The organism is Mesorhizobium sp. M0991, from assembly GCF_040318915.1.
Classification (GTDB): Bacteria; Pseudomonadota; Alphaproteobacteria; order Rhizobiales; family Rhizobiaceae; genus Mesorhizobium.
The window spans coordinates 216168-233233 of sequence record NZ_JAMYNE010000004.1; the positions used below are offsets into that span (position 1 = coordinate 216168).

The 17066-nt window shown below is 63.0% G+C and carries 11 protein-coding genes; 5 read left to right on the forward strand and 6 right to left on the reverse strand.

Annotated features, from left to right (window positions below):
- The first annotated feature begins 261 nt into the window (after window positions 1-261).
- Window positions 262-1035: a histidinol-phosphatase gene (hisN, locus tag NKH70_RS08695; RefSeq protein ID WP_352713552.1), complete on the forward strand. Its 774-nt coding sequence runs from the start codon at window positions 262-264 to the stop codon at window positions 1033-1035.
- 60 nt (window positions 1036-1095) lie between these two features.
- Here hisN and NKH70_RS08700 read toward each other — a convergent pair whose 3' ends face one another.
- Both NKH70_RS08700 and NKH70_RS08705 read right to left on the reverse strand, forming a co-directional pair.
- Window positions 1096-1554, reverse strand: coding sequence for a styrene oxide isomerase (locus NKH70_RS08700; protein ID WP_352713549.1), 459 nt, complete (start codon window positions 1552-1554; stop codon window positions 1096-1098).
- A 138-nt stretch (window positions 1555-1692) separates the two neighbouring features.
- The gene (locus tag NKH70_RS08705) at window positions 1693-2667 is read right to left on the reverse strand and encodes an alpha/beta fold hydrolase (RefSeq protein WP_352713546.1); all 975 of its coding nucleotides are present in this window, start codon (window positions 2665-2667) and stop codon (window positions 1693-1695) included.
- Between the two features lie 472 nt (window positions 2668-3139).
- Between NKH70_RS08705 and NKH70_RS08710 the strand changes: the two genes are divergently transcribed.
- The gene (locus NKH70_RS08710) at window positions 3140-3604 is read left to right on the forward strand and encodes an Hsp20 family protein (RefSeq protein ID WP_023675381.1); all 465 of its coding nucleotides are present in this window, start codon (window positions 3140-3142) and stop codon (window positions 3602-3604) included.
- Window positions 3605-3697: 93 nt separating this feature from the next.
- Here NKH70_RS08710 and NKH70_RS08715 read toward each other — a convergent pair whose 3' ends face one another.
- A complete protein-coding gene (locus NKH70_RS08715) occupies window positions 3698-4750 on the reverse strand; it encodes a threonine aldolase family protein (RefSeq protein WP_352713545.1) in 1053 nt (350 codons plus the stop codon).
- A 476-nt stretch (window positions 4751-5226) separates the two neighbouring features.
- Here NKH70_RS08715 and gltB point away from each other — a divergent pair, with 476 nt between their 5' ends.
- Window positions 5227-9957, forward strand: a complete 4731-nt coding sequence (gene gltB / locus NKH70_RS08720) for a glutamate synthase large subunit (protein WP_352713543.1) — start codon at window positions 5227-5229, stop codon at window positions 9955-9957.
- A 143-nt stretch (window positions 9958-10100) separates the two neighbouring features.
- Window positions 10101-11555, forward strand: a complete 1455-nt coding sequence (locus NKH70_RS08725) for a glutamate synthase subunit beta (RefSeq protein ID WP_353025100.1) — start codon at window positions 10101-10103, stop codon at window positions 11553-11555.
- A gap of 22 nt (window positions 11556-11577) precedes the next feature.
- Here NKH70_RS08725 and NKH70_RS08730 read toward each other — a convergent pair whose 3' ends face one another.
- Both NKH70_RS08730 and NKH70_RS08735 read right to left on the reverse strand, forming a co-directional pair.
- Window positions 11578-12825 carry an SGNH/GDSL hydrolase family protein gene (locus tag NKH70_RS08730; protein WP_353025102.1) on the reverse strand — a complete coding sequence of 416 codons (1248 nt, stop codon included), beginning with the start codon at window positions 12823-12825 and terminating at the stop codon, window positions 11578-11580.
- Between the two features lie 26 nt (window positions 12826-12851).
- A complete protein-coding gene (locus NKH70_RS08735) occupies window positions 12852-14078 on the reverse strand; it encodes a lytic murein transglycosylase (RefSeq protein WP_352910752.1) in 1227 nt (408 codons plus the stop codon).
- Window positions 14079-14285: 207 nt separating this feature from the next.
- On the opposite strand from NKH70_RS08735, the gene galU reads away from it, so the two are divergent.
- Complete coding sequence (gene galU, locus NKH70_RS08740; protein WP_352713532.1) at window positions 14286-15191, forward strand: UTP--glucose-1-phosphate uridylyltransferase GalU; 906 nt, start codon at window positions 14286-14288, stop codon at window positions 15189-15191.
- A 131-nt stretch (window positions 15192-15322) separates the two neighbouring features.
- Here galU and NKH70_RS08745 read toward each other — a convergent pair whose 3' ends face one another.
- Window positions 15323-17062, reverse strand: a complete 1740-nt coding sequence (locus NKH70_RS08745; protein WP_502908331.1) for an outer membrane beta-barrel protein — start codon at window positions 17060-17062, stop codon at window positions 15323-15325.
- Window positions 17063-17066: the final 4 nt, after the last annotated feature.

A 17066-nucleotide genomic window follows, 5' to 3' on the forward strand; every position in this document is an offset into this window, starting at 1 on the left:
AACGCCCAAGGAGGGCATGGACAGGAACCCCTGTCCGAGAACAAACGTATTGTGCGCTGCACAAATGTCAAGGCGCGTTCCGGCTTTTTTAATTCACTGTGAAGTGGAAACTGCATTTCCATGACGGCGGCGTTGCATTCGAGCAACAGTTGGCACCGTGCGAAAGGCTCCGAACGCGTTGTTTTGGCGCAAAACGCCTTTGTTTCGGCATAAAACCGTAGGCATACCGGCATCTCAGACATGCTGAAGCGGGAGAATCAGTTGGACATCAGCATCGAGTTCATGCGGCGCATTGCGCGTGCCGCCGCAGCCGAGACCTTGCCGCGCTTCCGCAATCAGGGCGCGGTCACCAACAAGGAGCACGGCAGCTTCGACCCGGTCACCGAGGCCGACCGTGAAGCCGAGCGCGCCATCCGGGCGGTGATCAGCGCGCAATACCCCGATCACGGCATCCTCGGCGAGGAGCATGGCAGCGAAAACATCTCCAGCCGGCATGTCTGGGTGATCGATCCGATCGACGGCACGCGCGCCTTCATTTCCGGCCTGCCGGTATGGGGCACGCTGGTCGGGCTGACGGTCGACGGCGATGCCGTCGCCGGCATGATGTCGCAGCCCTTCACCGGCGAGCTGTTCTACGCCAATGCTTCCGGCTCGCATTATGAAGGTCCGGGTGGCCCGCGAAAACTCACGACGCGCAAGACCACAAATCTCGCCGAAGCGACGCTGTTCACCACCACGCCGGCGCTGTTCAAGGGAGACGCGCGCTCACGCTACGACCTGTTCGAGAAGCAGGTCCAGCTCGCCCGCTACGGCACCGACTGCTATGCCTTCGCCATGGTGGCGGCGGGCAGCGTCGATATCGTCGCCGATCCGGGATTGAAGCCCTACGACATCGTGGCGCTGATTCCGATCATCGAGAAGGCAGGCGGCGTCGTCACCACTTTCGAGGGCGGACCGGCGGAAAACGGCGGCGACATCCTGGCGGCGGCGACACCGGAGCTGCACGCGGCGGCGATGACGGCGCTGCGCGGCTGAGCATCCGGTGCACCCAAGCGTCTGTTTTTGCGCAAATCCGACGGAAACCGCGGTTCTAAATTAGCAGTCGGCAGGCCAAGCGTCCGAGAGACGCAGGCCCCACAAAATGAGCACGAAAGAGATGAGGCCGGTCGGCGCGGACGAATACGCCACGCCTTTGATCACGGCTTCCTGAAAGGCGCTCCCGTGGACGGCTCCGGCGGCCAACGGCATTGTCTCGTTGCCGGCCCCCCAGGCGCTGGCAATCACGTAGGCGGCCAGGATCGCCAAAGCCGAATAGATCAGGAGCCAGAACGCAATCCGCGACATCGCCGCGCCGAGATTGAGCCTAGACCATGTGAGGCCTAGCGCCAGCAAAAGAACGCCCTCCAAGGCGCTGAGCGTGTGCGCGGACAGTCCGAGCCGCGGTGCGGCGAGGTACGGTATTGCAAACCCCTCGAATGACGAAAACAGCAGCAGCGCGACGCCAATCTGCAGCAGCCGATGCCCCTGACGTGACAGCGTGTTCGATGCGTTCATGGTCGTTTTTCTCCCGGCGAATGACCTCCAACCTCTTTGGCAGCAACCTAGCGCGCGATGCCTGAACGGGAATAAGGGGGCGAGCTGTGCCGGGCAAGCGACCCGCGCAGGCTTTATTGCCGGGCGCCGGCGAAGCGGTCAAACAGCGTCGCCGGTTCCTGGGATGAAGGCATCGAATGCCGCAAGCAGTTGCTCGCGATAGAGGTCGGCTTCCTGCAGGATCTCATGGCGGGCGCCGTCGATCATCACTAGCGAGCCGACGCGCAGACGCCTCGCATAGGCCTCGACTGCCCTGGTCGAGACGACCTGGTCGGCGCCGGCGGCGATCATCAGCAAGGGCACCTGGATCTTGGCCATGAAATCCGGGTTGCTGACGATCAAGGACGCCTCCGTGGCCGCCTTCAGCCAGCGGATCGTCGGTCCGCCAAGCGCCAGCTGCGGATAGGTTTCGTAGATCAGCGTGTTGCGCCGATAGCGCGCCGGGTCGCTGGTCAGCTTGTTCATGGCGAAGGGCACCGATTCCTTGGGCCGCGGCCCCCATGCGGCATAGAGCCGGCCAAGGCCGAGAAGGCAGAACAGCGAAGAGATGCGGCGGACGGTTTTTACCGAAACCGGGAGGTCCGGCACGGTGAAGAACGGTGCGATCAGCACCATGCGGCGCACGCGGTTCGCCATTGCGGGCGCGGCGAGCAGCGCAATCACCGCGCCGGCCGAGTGGGCCAGTATGTAGTAGGGCCCTCGGCAATCGGGCAGCACGATCTCCTCGAAGAACTGCTCCAGATCGCCGGTGTAGTCGAAGAAGCTCCGGACGAAGCCGCGCTGTCGGTCGCCGATCAGCCGGTCGGAAGCGCCCTGGCCGCGCCAGTCGAGGGTTGCCACGCCAAAGCCCCGGTCGGCAAGGTTGCGAATGGTCTCGAAATACTTCTCGATGCACTCGTTGCGGCCGGTCAGGACGACGACGGTGCCCTTCATCGGGCGGGTAACCGCGGCAAACAGCCCATAGCGGATCTTCTTGCCGTCGCGCGTGGTGAAGAAGCCGCCGGCCGCGTTTTCCGGCAGCGGATTGCCCGGAGTTTCGTGGAAGAGGGGGGGCTGGTGGAAAAGATCGGTCATACGGTGTTTGGTTGGTGTCGGTGCCGACGGGCGCAAATCAGGCATAAACGCCCATGCGCCAAAAGCAAAGGAATTCGGGACGTCGGGGAGGTCGACCCAGGCAGCGAACAAGAAAGGCCGGAAGCAGCCTTGGGCGTGCTTCCGGCCTCTGTCGACCGGGAGGAAGGGACGTTACACCCGGTTCGGCCTCGTCGTGTCGCCTTTTCCGGCGACCTGTTCGTGATCTCGAGAACAGTTTTAATGCCGCCTGGCTGAACGCTCGCCGAAGCCACGGTTCATCTGCCGTTCATCAACATCGGGACGTGGGCCGGGACCGGTCCCGTTCGGACGCGGGAAAATCTTGAAATGCCGTCGCCCGCTTCCCAAATTTGTCATGCGGCCGCCAATGTCGGGGTCGCTGGCCCATCCGGAACGCCGTCACGGGTTTCGCACCGGCCATACGCAACCTTGTTGCTCAACAGGAGAACACACCATGCGTCACGTTGATTTTTCCCCGCTCTACCGTTCGACCGTCGGTTTTGACCGGCTGTTCACCATGCTCGATTCGCTTGCGCAACCGGAAGGCCAGACCTACCCGCCTTACAACATCGAGCGCACGGGCGAAGATGCCTATCGCATCTCGATGGCTGTGGCCGGCTTCTCGGAAGATGAGATTTCGATCGAAGCTCACCGCAATGTGCTGACCGTCAAGGGTGAGCGCAAGGAGGAAGGCAATGGCGAAGGCTCCGAACTGCTCTATCGCGGTATCGCCAGCCGAGCCTTCGAGCGCCGCTTCCAGCTTGCCGATCACGTCGAGGTTGTCGGCGCCGCGCTGAAGAACGGCCTGCTCTTCGTCGACCTCAAGCGCAACATCCCCGAAGAGCTGAAGCCGCGCAAGATCGCGATCACCTCGGCTCCGGCCAAGGCCAAGCAGATCGAGGCCAAGACTGCCGCCTAAGCCAGGCAGCTAAACTCTCCCGGGATGCCAACTCCCCGGGAAGAAAGGGCGGTGCAGCAATGCGCCGCTCTTTTTGCTGGTGGGCAAGGCTTGCTATCCGGCGAGCAGGTAGCCGAAACGGTCGACCTCGTCGGCCGTGGTCGCGAAGCTGGTGACGAAGCGATAGAGCGCTTCGTCCTCGCCAATATGGCCGTCGTAGCCGAGCGGCCTGTGCCAGTCGTGGAAGGCCGCGCCTGCCGCTTGCATTCTTTCGGCGTCGGCCTTTTTCATGACCGCGAAGACCTCGTTCGCCTGCGGCAGCCAGGCCAGCCGGGCCGAAGGGGAATCTTCTATCGCCGCGGCAAGCCGTGCCGCCATCGCATTGGCGTGCCGTGCCGTGTCGAGCCATAGCCCACCCCTGAAATAGGCATCGAATTGCGCGGCGATGAAGCGCGATTTCGAGAACAGCTGGGCCGCGCGCTTGCGCAAAAAGGCCAATTCCTTGGCTCGCTCGAGGTCGAACAGCACGATCGCCTCGGCGCACCAACAGCCATTCTTGGTGCCGCCGAAGGAGAGGATGTCGACACCGTGCTTCCAGGTCATTTCGGCCGGCGTCGTTTCCAGCGCGACGAGCGCATTGGCAAAGCGGGCCCCGTCCATGTGCAGCGGCAATCCCCGCTGCTTTGCGATCGCCGAAATCCTGGCGATTTCGTTCAGCGTGTAGACGGTGCCAACCTCGGTCGACTGCGTGATCGAAACCGCCATCGGCCGCCCGGAATGGACGTTTTCGGGTGCGAAACGGTCCACCGCCCGTTCCAGATTGCCGGCATCGATCTTGCCGAGTGCGCCTTCGACTGTATAAAGCCGCGAACCGCCGGTGAAATATTCCGGTGCACCGCATTCGTCCTCGATGACGTGCGATTCGCGATGGCAGAAGGAAATGCCGCCTGGCTTGTTATAGGCAGTCAGCGACAGCGAATTGGCAGCGGTGCCGGTGGCGAGGAAAAACACCGCGACTTCGCATTCGAAGATTTCATTGAAGCGCTGGTAAACTGCCTTGTCGAGGAAGCCGTCGCCATACGCGGTGGAGAAGCCGTCGGCATGGGCCGAGAGGCCGGCAGCGATACGGGGATGGGCGCCTGCCCAATTGTCGGAAGCGAAAATCATGCGTCTGCCTATGCTGGGGAAAATCGGTGCGAGCTTGGCCGCTTTCGCACGCCGGCCGCAAGTGGCAGATGCAGAAAATCCGCTAAAGCCAGCGAAAGCCTGACCGTAGACGCAGCGACGGAAGGTTACGCTGTGACCGCGTTCCGCGCAATTTTCTGTCGCGAAAGCTTCAAGAATTTTGTGAATCGGTCTTGTGTGCATCCAAAATTTCTGTCATAAAAATTTAGGACAGTAGTGCTGTCTTATTTTGTCGCACAAAACTGGCCGCATTGGCATATGATTGCGCCTCTGCGGCAATTGCCGCGAGCGATAGCTAGACAGCCTGGCTCTGGCCTGTACGAATACCATATGCGAACCATGCGGAAAGCCGCACGGTCGGCAAGAATTTCGCAAGACGTGCCGCAAGATTGAAAGGGGAGCCACGCGCTTCCCGACGGAAACCAGCGCCCGAAGGGGACGGAACGGAGGACAGGACGATGATGGACATGACGCCATCTGCGACGAAGGCCGCGCAGACGAAAGCGGCAGCCGTCAAAAATCCGTCCCTGACCAATATTGGGCGAACCAGCACCGGCTATGCCGCGCACGGCCTCTACGATCCGCGCAACGAGCATGATGCCTGCGGCGTCGGCTTCATCGTCAACATGAAGGGCGTAAAGTCGCACCAGATTGTCGAGGACGGCCTTGCCGTGCTCGAAAACCTGACGCATCGCGGCGCCGTCGGCGCCGATCCGCTGATGGGCGACGGCGCCGGCGTGCTGGTGCAACTGCCGGACCGTTTCTTCCGCGAGGAGATGGCCAAGCAAGGGGTCGAACTGCCGAAGCCTGGCCACTACGCCGTCGGCCATGTATTCATGCCGCGCGACCCGGAGCTGCAGGCGCATATCGAAGGCATCATCGCCGAGGTTGCGCAGCTCGAAGGCCAGCCGCTGCTCGGTTTTCGCGACGTGCCGGTCGATAATTCGTCGCTGTCCAAGGCGCCCGACATCGCCGCTTCCGAGCCGGTGCACCGGCAGGTGTTCCTGGGCCGCGGCGCCGAGATCGAGAACGACGACGATTACGAGCGGCGGCTCTACATCCTGCGCAAGGTCATTTCCGGCCGTATCCACGAGGAGACCAAAGGCGTCGACAACGGCTTCTATGTCGTCTCGATGTCGTCGCGGACCATCGTCTACAAGGGCATGTTCCTGGCCTATCAGGTCGGCGCCTACTACAAGGACCTCACCGACCCGCGTTTCGAGACGGCGCTGATCCTGGTCCACCAGCGCTTCTCGACCAACACGTTCCCGTCGTGGAAGCTGGCGCATCCCTACCGCATGGTCGCCCACAATGGCGAGATCAACACGCTGCGCGGCAACGTCAACTGGATGGCGGCACGGCAGGCCTCGGTCGATTCCGAACTGTTCGGCAACGACATCTCGAAGCTATGGCCGATCTCCTATGAAGGGCAGTCGGACACCGCCTGCTTCGACAATGCGCTCGAATTCTTGACGCAGGGCGGCTATTCGCTCGCCCATGCCATGATGATGCTGATCCCGGAAGCCTGGGCCGGCAACAAGCTGATGGGTCAGGACCGCAAGGCCTTCTACGAGTATCACGCAGCCCTGATGGAGCCGTGGGACGGGCCGGCGGCGGTTGCCTTCACCGACGGCCGCCAGATCGGCGCCACGCTCGATCGCAATGGGCTGCGGCCGGCGCGCTACATCGTCACCGACGACGACCGCGTCATTATGGCCTCGGAAGCCGGCGTGCTGCCGGTGCCAGAGGAAAGGATCGTCAAGAAGTGGCGGCTGCAGCCCGGCCGCATGCTGCTGATCGACCTGGACAAGGGCCGCATCGTTTCCGACGAGGAGATCAAGTCGGAGATTGCGACCAGGCACCCGTACAAGAGCTGGCTCGCCAACACCCAGCTCATCCTCGAGGATCTGAACCCGGTCGAGCCGCGCGCCCTGCGCAGGGATGTCTCACTGCTCGACCGCCAGCAGGCGTTCGGCTACACCCAGGAAGACACAAAGCTGTTGATGTCGCCGATGGCGACCACCGGGCAGGAGGCGGTCGGCTCGATGGGCACCGACACGCCGATATCGGCAATGTCGGACAGATCGAAGCTGCTCTACACCTATTTCAAGCAGAACTTCGCACAGGTCACCAACCCGCCGATCGACCCGATTCGCGAGGAACTGGTGATGAGCCTCGTCTCCTTCATCGGGCCGCGGCCCAACATCTTTGATCTTGTCGGCACTTCGCGCCGCAAGCGGCTCGAAGTGCGCCAGCCGATCCTGACCAATGGCGATCTGGAGAAGCTGCGCTCGGTCGGTCACACCGAGGACCGTTTCGACACCAAGACGATCGACATCACCTATGCTTCGAATGAAGGCGCGGCCGGCATGCTGGGCGCCATCGACCGGCTGTGCGAGCGCGCCGAGGCGGCGGTCGCCGGCGGCTACAACATCATCATCCTGTCGGACCGTCAGCTCGGGCCGGACCGCATCGCCATTCCGGCGCTGCTGGCAACGGCGGCCGTGCATCATCATTTGATCCGGAAGGGATTGCGCACCTCGGTTGGGCTCGTCGTGGAATCCGGCGAGCCGCGCGAGGTGCATCATTTCTGCTGTCTCGCCGGCTACGGCGCCGAGGCGATCAATCCCTATCTCGCTTTCGACACGCTGCTCGATATGCACAAGCGTGGCGAATTGCCGGCGGAGGTCGATGCCTACGAGGTCGTCTCCCGCTACATCAAGTCAATCGGCAAGGGCATCCTCAAGGTGATGTCCAAGATGGGCATCTCCACCTACCAGTCCTATTGCGGTGCGCAGATCTTTGATGCCATCGGGCTGAAGTCGGACTTCGTGCAGAAGTACTTCACCGGCACGGCGACGCTGATCGAAGGCGTCGGGCTGGACGAGATCGCCGCCGAAACGGTCAGCCGCCACACCGACGGCTTCGGCAACGACCCGGTGCTGCGCAACAGCCTCGAGGTCGGCGGCGAATACATGTTCCGCATGCGCGGCGAGGCCCACATCTGGTCGCCCGACGCAGTGGCGACCTTGCAGCACGCCGTGCGCCAAGGCTCGTGGGAAACGTTCAAGGACTATTCCGCCCAGATCGACAGCGAGACGGCACAGGCGCAGACCATTCGCGGCCTGTTCAAGATCAGGCTGGCGCAAGAGACCGGGCGCAAGAAGGTCAAGCTCGACGAGGTGATGCCGGCCGCCGATATCGTCAAGCGCTTCTCGACCGGGGCGATGTCCTTCGGCTCGATCTCAAGGGAAGCGCACACGACACTGGCGCGCGCCATGAACGCCATCGGCGGCAAGTCGAACACCGGCGAGGGCGGCGAAGAGGCCGACCGCTATCTGCCACTGCCGGGCGGCGGCAAGAACCCCGAACGCTCGGCGATCAAGCAGGTCGCTTCGGGACGCTTTGGCGTCACGGCGGAATATCTGGTCAATTCCGACATGATGCAGATCAAGGTCGCGCAAGGGGCGAAGCCCGGCGAGGGCGGCCAGCTGCCGGGCCACAAGGTCGATGCGACCATAGCCAAGGTCAGGCATTCGACGCCGGGCGTCGGCCTGATCTCGCCGCCGCCGCATCATGACATCTATTCGATCGAGGATCTGGCGCAGCTCATCTACGATCTGAAGAACGTCAATCCGGCGGCCGATGTATCGGTCAAGCTGGTCTCGGAAGTCGGCGTCGGCACAGTTGCGGCCGGCGTTGCCAAGGCGCGTGCCGACCACATCACCATATCAGGCTATGACGGCGGCACCGGCGCCTCGCCGCTGACCTCGCTCAAGCATGCCGGCAGCCCGTGGGAGATGGGCCTTGCCGAGACGCACCAGACGCTGGTGCTCAACGGTCTCAGGTCGCGCGTCGCGCTGCAGGTCGATGGCGGCCTGCGCACCGGGCGTGACGTCATCATCGGCGCACTGCTCGGCGCCGACGAGTTCGGCTTTTCGACCGCGCCGTTGATCGCGGCCGGCTGCATCATGATGCGCAAGTGCCATCTCAACACCTGCCCGGTCGGCGTCGCGACACAGGACCCGGTGCTGCGCAAGCGCTTCAAGGGCACGCCCGAGCACGTCATCAACTTCTTCTTCTATGTGGCGGAAGAGGTGCGGGCGCTGCTTGCCGAGATGGGCCATACCCATCTCGACCAGATCATCGGCGACACCGACCTTCTGGAAAAGCGCGAGCTGATCCAGCACTGGAAGGCGCGCGGGCTCGACTTCAGCAAGATGTTCTACAAGCCTGATGCGCCGCACGAGGCGGTGCACTGGACCGAGCGGCAGAAGCATCCGATCGACGACGTGCTCGACCGCAAGCTGATCGAACTGGCAAAGCCGGCGCTCGAAGCCAGGCAGCCGGTCAGTATCGAACTGCCGATCCGCAACGTCGACCGTTCGACGGGCGCCATGCTGTCGGGCGAGGTGGCAAAGCGCTTCAAGCACAAGGGCCTGCGCGAGGACACGATCTCGGTCAAGCTCACCGGCACGGCCGGCCAGTCCTTTGGCGCCTTCCTGGCGCGCGGCGTCTCGTTCGAACTGGTGGGCGCTGCCAACGACTATGTCGGCAAGGGCCTGTCGGGCGGCCGCATTGTCATCCGCCCGCCGGAGAACACGAAAATCGTTGCTGCCGAGTCCATTATTGTCGGCAATACCGTGCTCTACGGCGCAACCGAGGGCGAGGCCTATTTCTGCGGCGTCGCCGGCGAGCGTTTTGCCGTGCGCAATTCGGGTGTCGCCGCCGTCGTTGAAGGCGTCGGCGACCATGGTTGCGAATACATGACCGGCGGTATCGTCGTCGTTATCGGCCAGACCGGCCGCAACTTCGCCGCCGGCATGTCGGGCGGCGTCGCCTATGTGCTCGACGAGGCGGGCGATTTCGCCGAGCGCTGCAACATGGCGATGGTCGAGCTGGAGCCGGTTCCGGAAGAGGACGACCTTATGGAAAAGCTGCTCCACCATGGCGGCGATCTCGACCACAAGGGCCGTGTCGACGTATCCGGCGATATGACCAGCCACGACGAGGAGCGGCTCTACCAGCTGATCTCCAACCACGTCCACTACACTGGCTCGGTACGAGGTCGCGAAATCCTCGACGACTGGACAACTTTCCGGCCGAAATTCCGGAAGATCATGCCGGTCGAGTACCGCCGCGCGCTGATCGAGATGGAACGGATGCGCATGAACGTGGCGGCGGAATAGATTTGGAAATTGCCGGGAGGCCATGCGTCCCGGCAACCATCTTCATCAACAATCCTGACCTCGGACTGAAGGTTGCCACGGCTGCCTTATGAGGTTAACGGGTGCGTCGCCAGGCGTGCCTTCCGGACAGCAGGGACTGGACTATGGGCAAGGTAACAGGGTTTCTCGAGATCGACCGGCAGGTGCACAAGTACCAGCCGGCTTCCGACCGCATCCGGCATTTCCGCGAGTTCACGCTGCCGATGTCGGACAAGGAGGTCGAGAAGCAGGCCGCGCGCTGTATGGATTGCGGCATTCCGTATTGCCATGGACCGACCGGCTGCCCGATCCACAATCAGATCCCGGACTGGAACGACCTCGTCTACAATGGCGACTGGGACAACGCGATCCGCAACCTGCATTCGACGAACAATTTTCCGGAATTCACCGGCCGCATCTGTCCGGCACCTTGCGAGGAAGCCTGCACGCTGAATCTCGAGGACATTCCGGTCGCCATCAAGACGATCGAGCAGGCGATTGCCGACAAGGCCTATGAAACCGGCCATATCCGGCCCTATCCGCCGGAACGGAAGACCGGCAAGCGCGTCGCGGTCATCGGCTCGGGGCCGGCGGGAATGGCCGCTGCCCAGCAACTCGGTCGTGCCGGCCATGACGTTCACGTCTATGAGCGCGAGAGCCGGCCGGGCGGGCTGATGCGCTACGGCATCCCCGATTTCAAGATCGAGAAGCATTATATCGACCGGCGCATCGAGCAGATGCAGGGCGAAGGTGTCAGCTTCCATTGTGGCGTCAATGTCGGCGTCGACAAGCCGGTCGCCGAACTGCTCGCCGAATATGACGCGGTCCTCTATTGCGGCGGTTCCGAAACACCGCGTCCGGCCAACATCCCGGGCGATGATCTCGACGGCGTGCACGACGCCATGCCCTATTTGGTGCAGCAGAACAAGCGCATAGGCGGCGAGCCGATCCAGTCGGTCGCATGGCCGTCCCGCCCAATCGTCGCCGGCGGCCAGCATGTCGTCGTCGTCGGCGGCGGCGACACTGCCTCCGACTGCGTCGGCACTGCCTTCCGCCAGGGCGCGGTGCGCGTCACCCAGCTCGACATCCGGCCGCAGCCGCCGGAAAAGGAAGACAAGCTGTCGGTCTGGCCCTACTGGGCGACCAAGATGCGCACCTCGTCCTCGCAGGCCGAAGGCGCCGAGCGCGAATTCCAGGTGGCGACGCTCGAATTCATCGGCGAAGACGGCCAGCTGACCGGGGTCAAATGCTGCGAGGTCGACGAAAAGCGCAAGCCGATCGCCGGCACCGAATTCGTTATCCGCGCCGATCTCGCGTTCATCGCCATCGGCTTTGCCGGGCCAGCCGCTCGAGGGCCGGTGTCGGAGCTCGACGGGCAGATGACGATCGTCACCGACAGCCGCCGTTCGAAGAATGTCGAGGCCAATGATCGGGATTACAGGACCAGCGTCGAAAGGCTCTATGCGGCGGGCGACGTGCGGCGCGGCCAGTCGCTGGTCGTCTGGGCGATCCGCGAGGGCCGCCAGGCGGCGCGCGCCATCGACGAGGCGCTGATGGGATCGAGCGTGCTGCCGCGTTGAGTCCGTTCCGAAGAGGTTCTGCTTACTGCCGGATCGCCGTCGTCGTGTCGGATGCGGCCGCCGTCGCAGGCTGTGTCTTCGGCGGCCAGGAGAAATCGTCGGCACGGCCCGGTGAGGCGTCGGGCGCCTTGCCCTCGACGATCAGCCTTTCGCCCGGCAAATTCTTGTCAGCTTTTGCCGGCGGGGCGGCGCCGAGAAGTTCCGAACCGCCGTCCAGCGCCGGATCGCTGAGCAGCATCGGCACGGTGCGATCGACCGCTATCGGTGCGGCAGCAGGTGCCGGCGCCTCGACGGGAGCGCCGGCCGGGGCAGAAGCTGTCATCACGCTTCCCGGCGCGGCCAGCCCAAGGATCTTCATCAGCGGCTTTTCGGTATAGAAGGCGAGCTTGCGCTTGCCGGCCTTCGACATGTTGATGCCGTCGTCGGAGCGCAGGCGCACCGATTGGCCGTTGATGTCCGGACCGCTGGTGATGAAGGCGCCGTTCTCGTCGACGAACCCGTCCCAGACGTCGACGAATTCGCCGCCGTGGCTTTCGGCGGACGAGCGGAATATGTCGTTGAAGGCCAGCATGTCGGAGGTCATCTTCGAGACCCGGATGGCCGGCATGCCGACCCACAGATACGGCACCTTGGTTGCGGCGATGGCCTTGCCGAACGCATCGGTCCGGCGCTCGTATTCCTTGGTCCAGTTTTCGGATCGCGGCTGCTCGCGCACATCGCCGACGCGCATCTGCTGTCGGTCGTTGGATCCGAGCATGACGACGACGGCTGCCGGTTTTTCGGCAGCGATCAGCGACTTGACCTGTTCTGGCCAGTTGTAGACATCGTCACGCACGAAGCCGGACGATCCGTTGGCACGGACGACGATCCTGACGCCGGTGTTCTCGGCAAAGGCGGCGTCGAGCCCCTCAGCCAGCCCAGACGCCATGAAATCGCCGACCACCAGAACGACGCGTGCATCCGGCGCCTTCTCGGTCACCGGGGTTGTCGGTTCGGCCGGCGGCGGCCGGCGACCGGACCGGGGCTTCCTCAGCTTGGGTCTGGGCTTTGTTCTCTGGAATTCTCTCTGGAATTCGGGCGGCGGCTGCTCAAACCGCTCGCTTCTGCGCGGAAACAACAGGTCGCGCAGCGACCAGCCACGACTTTCCGGCTCCTGCGCCATGGCCGAGGTATGAAAGGCACTGGCGGCGCCGACTGCCAGAACGGCGATCGCCAGAACGAGGATCGGCACGCGACGAACGATTAACCGGATGCGCGCAGCCGAAACCAATCACCCTCTCCATCCCGTAACCGGCTCTAGTTCTGCCTGAGCCATTTGAGCACTTCCTTGCTCGGATACCCGTCCTGGGTCAAGCCGGCCTTTGCCTGGAAGGCCATGATGGCGGTTTTCGATCCGTCACCGATCTTGCCGTCGAACTTGCCGTCGTAATAGCCGTGCTCGGAAAGTCGCTTCTGAAGCTCCTGCCTTTCCTCGAAGGAGAGCCTGGTAAACGGGCGCTTCCAGTCCTGCACAAGCCCGCCATAGCCGGCGATTTCGTCGGCAAGAAGGCCCACGGCGAGCGCATATTTGTCGGCATTGTTGTAACGCTTGATGACCGAGAAATTCTTGATCATCAGGAAGGCTGGCCCGCCGCGGCCGCCGGGCAGCTTCAACGTCGCCTTGTCCGCACCGTTCTTGAACGGCTTGCCGTTGGCACGGGTGACGCCCAGCGCCTGCCATTGCGACAGCGATTTCGAGCCCCCAGGCAGCTTCTTGCCGTCCGGAATGCTGACCTCATAACCCCAGGTCTTGCCTGCCTGCCAGCCGTTCTTCCGCAGCAAATTGGCGGCTGTCGCCAGTGCGTCGGGAATCGAATTCCAGATGTCGCGCTTGCCGTTGCCGTCCATATCGACCGCATAGGACAGGTAGCTGGTGGGGATGAACTGGGTATGGCCCATCGCGCCGGCCCATGAGCCGCTGAGATGGCTTTCGTCGATGTCGCCGGTCTGCAGGATCTTCAGCGCGGCGATCAACTGGGTGCGGGCAAATTTCGCGCGCTTCGGGTCTGCATAACCAAGCGTCGCCAGCGAGCGCACGACACTGCGCATGATATCATCGCGCTTGAGCGTTTCGCCGTAGTTCGATTCCATCGACCAGATGGCCAGCAGGATGTAGCGGTCGACGCCGTATCTTGCCTCGATCCTGTCCAGCCAAGGCTTCCATTTCCTTGCCATCTGCTGGCCGACGGCGACCGACTGGTCATGGACGCGGTTGTCGAAATAATCCCAGGCGGGCGCGGTGAATTCGGGTTGAGTACGGGCCTTTTCCAGCACCACCGGGTCAGCGTCGTTGATGCCCTTGAATGCCTGGTCGTAGACGGAGCCGGAAACGCCGCTCGCCACGGCGGTAGCACGGAAGCTGGCGACCCATTGGCGGAAGCCGGCATCGGCAAAAGCCGGCCCGCTGGGCATGAGCAAGGCAAGCGAGAGGCTGGCGGCCGTCAGGACGCTGGTGAAGCGCCTTGCGGCGTTGCGAACGGACATCTTTTCCTCCTTCTTCATCTCAGGAAGACTATTCATCGCCGAACCCGGTTAGCATTTGGTTTACCATAGGTGCCGTCCGGGGTGAAAAGATGCGTCAATGCTTTACCAACTGAGATTTCTGACCCGCCGTTCAGTAATCCTCGATTTCGGCATGAAAATGTCTCGAATCGGGATTGCCGAACAGGCATGCAAATGGATAATTGGCACATGAAGAGAGTTCGCAAGGCAGTGTTCCCGGTTGCCGGTCTCGGCACGCGCTTTCTCCCCGCTACCAAGGCCATTCCCAAGGAAATGCTGACGGTCGTCGACAGGCCGGTCATCCAGTATGTGGTCGATGAGGCCCGCGATGCGGGGATCGAGCATTTCATCTTCGTGACCGGCCGCAACAAGGCGGTCATCGAGGATCACTTCGATGTCCAGTTCGAGCTCTACGACACGCTTGCGCAGCGCGGCAAGGACGACCAGCTCGCCCGCCTGCAGCGGCTGCAGCCGGCGCCGGGGCAGACCAGCTTCACCCGCCAGCAGGTACCGCTCGGCCTTGGTCACGCCGTCTGGTGCGCGCGCGAGCTTGTCGGCGACGAGCCCTTTGCGCTGCTGTTACCCGACATGATCATGCAGTCGGAAAAAAGCTGCATGAAGGACATGGTCGAGCTTTACGCCGAGACCGGCAACAACATCGTCGCCGTGCAGGAATGCGATCCGGCCGAGGCGCACAAATACGGCATTGTCGGCCGCGGCGAGGACGCGCATCACGGTTTCCGCATCACCGGCATGGTGGAAAAGCCGAAGACCGGCACGGCGCAGTCGAACCTCTACATCAACGGGCGCTACATCCTGCAGCCGGAGATATTCAAGATACTCGAAGGTCAGGAAAAAGGCGCCGGCAACGAGATCCAGCTCACCGATGCAATGCTGAAGCTGCAGAAGCAACAGCCCTTCTACGGCTACCACTACCGCGGGCGGACGTTCGACTGCGGCTCGCCCGAAGGCTTCGTCGAGGCCAACGTTGCCTTCGCACTGTGGCGCAGCGACATGAATGCCAGCATGGCCGGTGTCATTCGCACGCTTCTGGACGAACTCGCGCCGTCAGAACGCCGCGGCGTAGCCTTGTAGTTTTCAACACCGGCTGCCGCAGACCGGCTAAAGCGCGCCGCGTTCGACCGACCTCATGCGACGCGCATTAGGTTCTTGTTTTATGAATGTCATTATCGCAAAACCGCTGCACACTTTTGCGCGACATGCGTTTAGCGCTGCAACTTCAAGCCGACGAAGATACTGTTGGCCGTGTAGTCGCGCCCAACCAGGTTGCTGGTCAGTTTTTCAGTCCTGGCGCGGGTGGTGAGCCCGGTGTAGCGGTTCAGCCACCACGTCAGCCCAGCCTCGGCGCTCAGCGTCAAATCATGATCGTCGGAGCCGGTATAGTCGCGCCATTCAAGGCCGAGTGCGGCATTTCCGGTCAGGTTGGCGCGGATTTGCCGCTCTCCCGTGAGGCTGCCGGAATAGAGCATGTCGCCGCTTTCGCCCGCGTTCGTCGTGTTCTCGGCGGTCGTCTGTGCGGTGAGCCCGATCGTGGTGCCGCGTTCCGGCGACCATTTGAGATCGGCATTGACCGTCGCGCCCGAAATCGCCGGCAGGGCGTCGTCGTCGATGGCTTCGCGCAGCCAGCCGACCGAGAACTCGCCGCTAAGCTTTTCGCGGAGATCGAGCTCGACGCCGGCCCGCGCGCCAAGCCTGGTCGAGGAGCGCTGGAAACCGTTTGGATCGACTCGCAAATCATAAGCGCGCCGGCCGATCTCGATTTCGGTGAACGGGGTGATGGCAGGCGAGATCTCGTAACCGGTGCGCAAAATGGCCGTGTAGAGCGTCGAGTCGCGGCCCTTCTGCGACAGCGATCCGCCCGACGAAAGCTTGGCGTCGCCAAAGATGTCGTGCTCGACCGCGCCGGTCAGCGCGAAGCGCATCTTGCCGGCATCCTTCTCGACGGCGAGACTGCCGTTCACGGTCTGGCGCACTGGCTGCCCAACGGCACCGACGATGGCGTCCGGCGACGAGGCTGATTCGGGCACGGCCTCATAGCCCAGCTTGGCGATGGCGCGCAGATCATTGTCGAGATCGATGTTGAGCGTGCCGTCGACGCGGCCTTGCGCCTCGTGAATGTCATAGCCGGACAAGGTTTCGCGGAAGATGCCATAGCCCTCAACCGTCGCCGAATTCTCCCGCCAATCGGAGACGGCGTTGAAGCGTAGCGTCGTTTCCGACAGCAATGCCGGCTTGCCGAGGCTGCTCGAATCGGCGTTTGTCGAAGACGTCAGGCCTTGCTCGAGCGTCGGCCGGATCACGAAGGAGCCGAGCTCGATGCCTGCGGCGGCGAACGGATCGTCCTCGTTCTTTTTGTTCTGGCCTTCGATGGCTTCGGTGCGCTCGGCGCCGGGGTCGAGCTTGAGCCTCTCGGCGGAATCGACGGTGACGGCACGGCGGTTGACCGTATCCTGCTCGTCTATGGCAGCTGTATCGGTGTCATCGGTCGTCGCCGCGCCTGCAGTCGCGGTTCCCTTGCTCTTCGTACTGTCCGCGGTCTCGTCTTCGGCGTTGGCCGCATTGGTGGCGCGTTGCGTTGCGCTTGGCCGCCGTCGCGGCGGCGGAGCAGGGTTGTCGGGAAATGGGTCGCCGCTGGCCTCTGGCGGATCGAAAGTGCCGCCGGTTGTGGCCGCTTCGCCCGTGCCGTCGTCAGGCAAGGCCCCCGGACTGGCCGGACGATAGGTAGGCAGCGGCGTATTGTCGTTGGCGGTTGCAGCAGCCTGCGCGGCCTGGGTTCCAGCCATGCTCGATTGCCTGATCTTGTACTGCTGGTCGTCCAGGATTGTCGATTCCGAAACCTCGCCGCGCAGCTCGGTTTCCTGGGCGCAAAGCAGCGCCGGCCGCGACAACGCAAGGACACTGGTTGCCAGCAGCAAAGCGCAGATCGCCTTGCCCTTTCGTCCCATTTTG

What these genes read in the sequence shown, in the direction of transcription:
- NKH70_RS08735 (WP_352910752.1), bottom strand. Translation starts at nt 14,078, where the DNA reads ATGTCCGTTCGCAACGCCGCAAGGCGCTTCACCAGCGTCCTGACGGCC.
- NKH70_RS08710 (WP_023675381.1), top strand. Translation starts at nt 3,140, where the DNA reads ATGCGTCACGTTGATTTTTCCCCGCTCTACCGTTCGACCGTCGGTTTT.
- NKH70_RS08725 (WP_353025100.1), top strand. Translation starts at nt 10,101, where the DNA reads ATGGGCAAGGTAACAGGGTTTCTCGAGATCGACCGGCAGGTGCACAAG.
- gltB (WP_352713543.1), top strand. Translation starts at nt 5,227, where the DNA reads ATGATGGACATGACGCCATCTGCGACGAAGGCCGCGCAGACGAAAGCG.
- galU (WP_352713532.1), top strand. Translation starts at nt 14,286, where the DNA reads ATGAAGAGAGTTCGCAAGGCAGTGTTCCCGGTTGCCGGTCTCGGCACG.
- NKH70_RS08705 (WP_352713546.1), bottom strand. Translation starts at nt 2,667, where the DNA reads ATGACCGATCTTTTCCACCAGCCCCCCCTCTTCCACGAAACTCCGGGC.
- NKH70_RS08715 (WP_352713545.1), bottom strand. Translation starts at nt 4,750, where the DNA reads ATGATTTTCGCTTCCGACAATTGGGCAGGCGCCCATCCCCGTATCGCT.
- NKH70_RS08700 (WP_352713549.1), bottom strand. Translation starts at nt 1,554, where the DNA reads ATGAACGCATCGAACACGCTGTCACGTCAGGGGCATCGGCTGCTGCAG.
- NKH70_RS08745 (WP_502908331.1), bottom strand. Translation starts at nt 17,062, where the DNA reads ATGGGACGAAAGGGCAAGGCGATCTGCGCTTTGCTGCTGGCAACCAGT.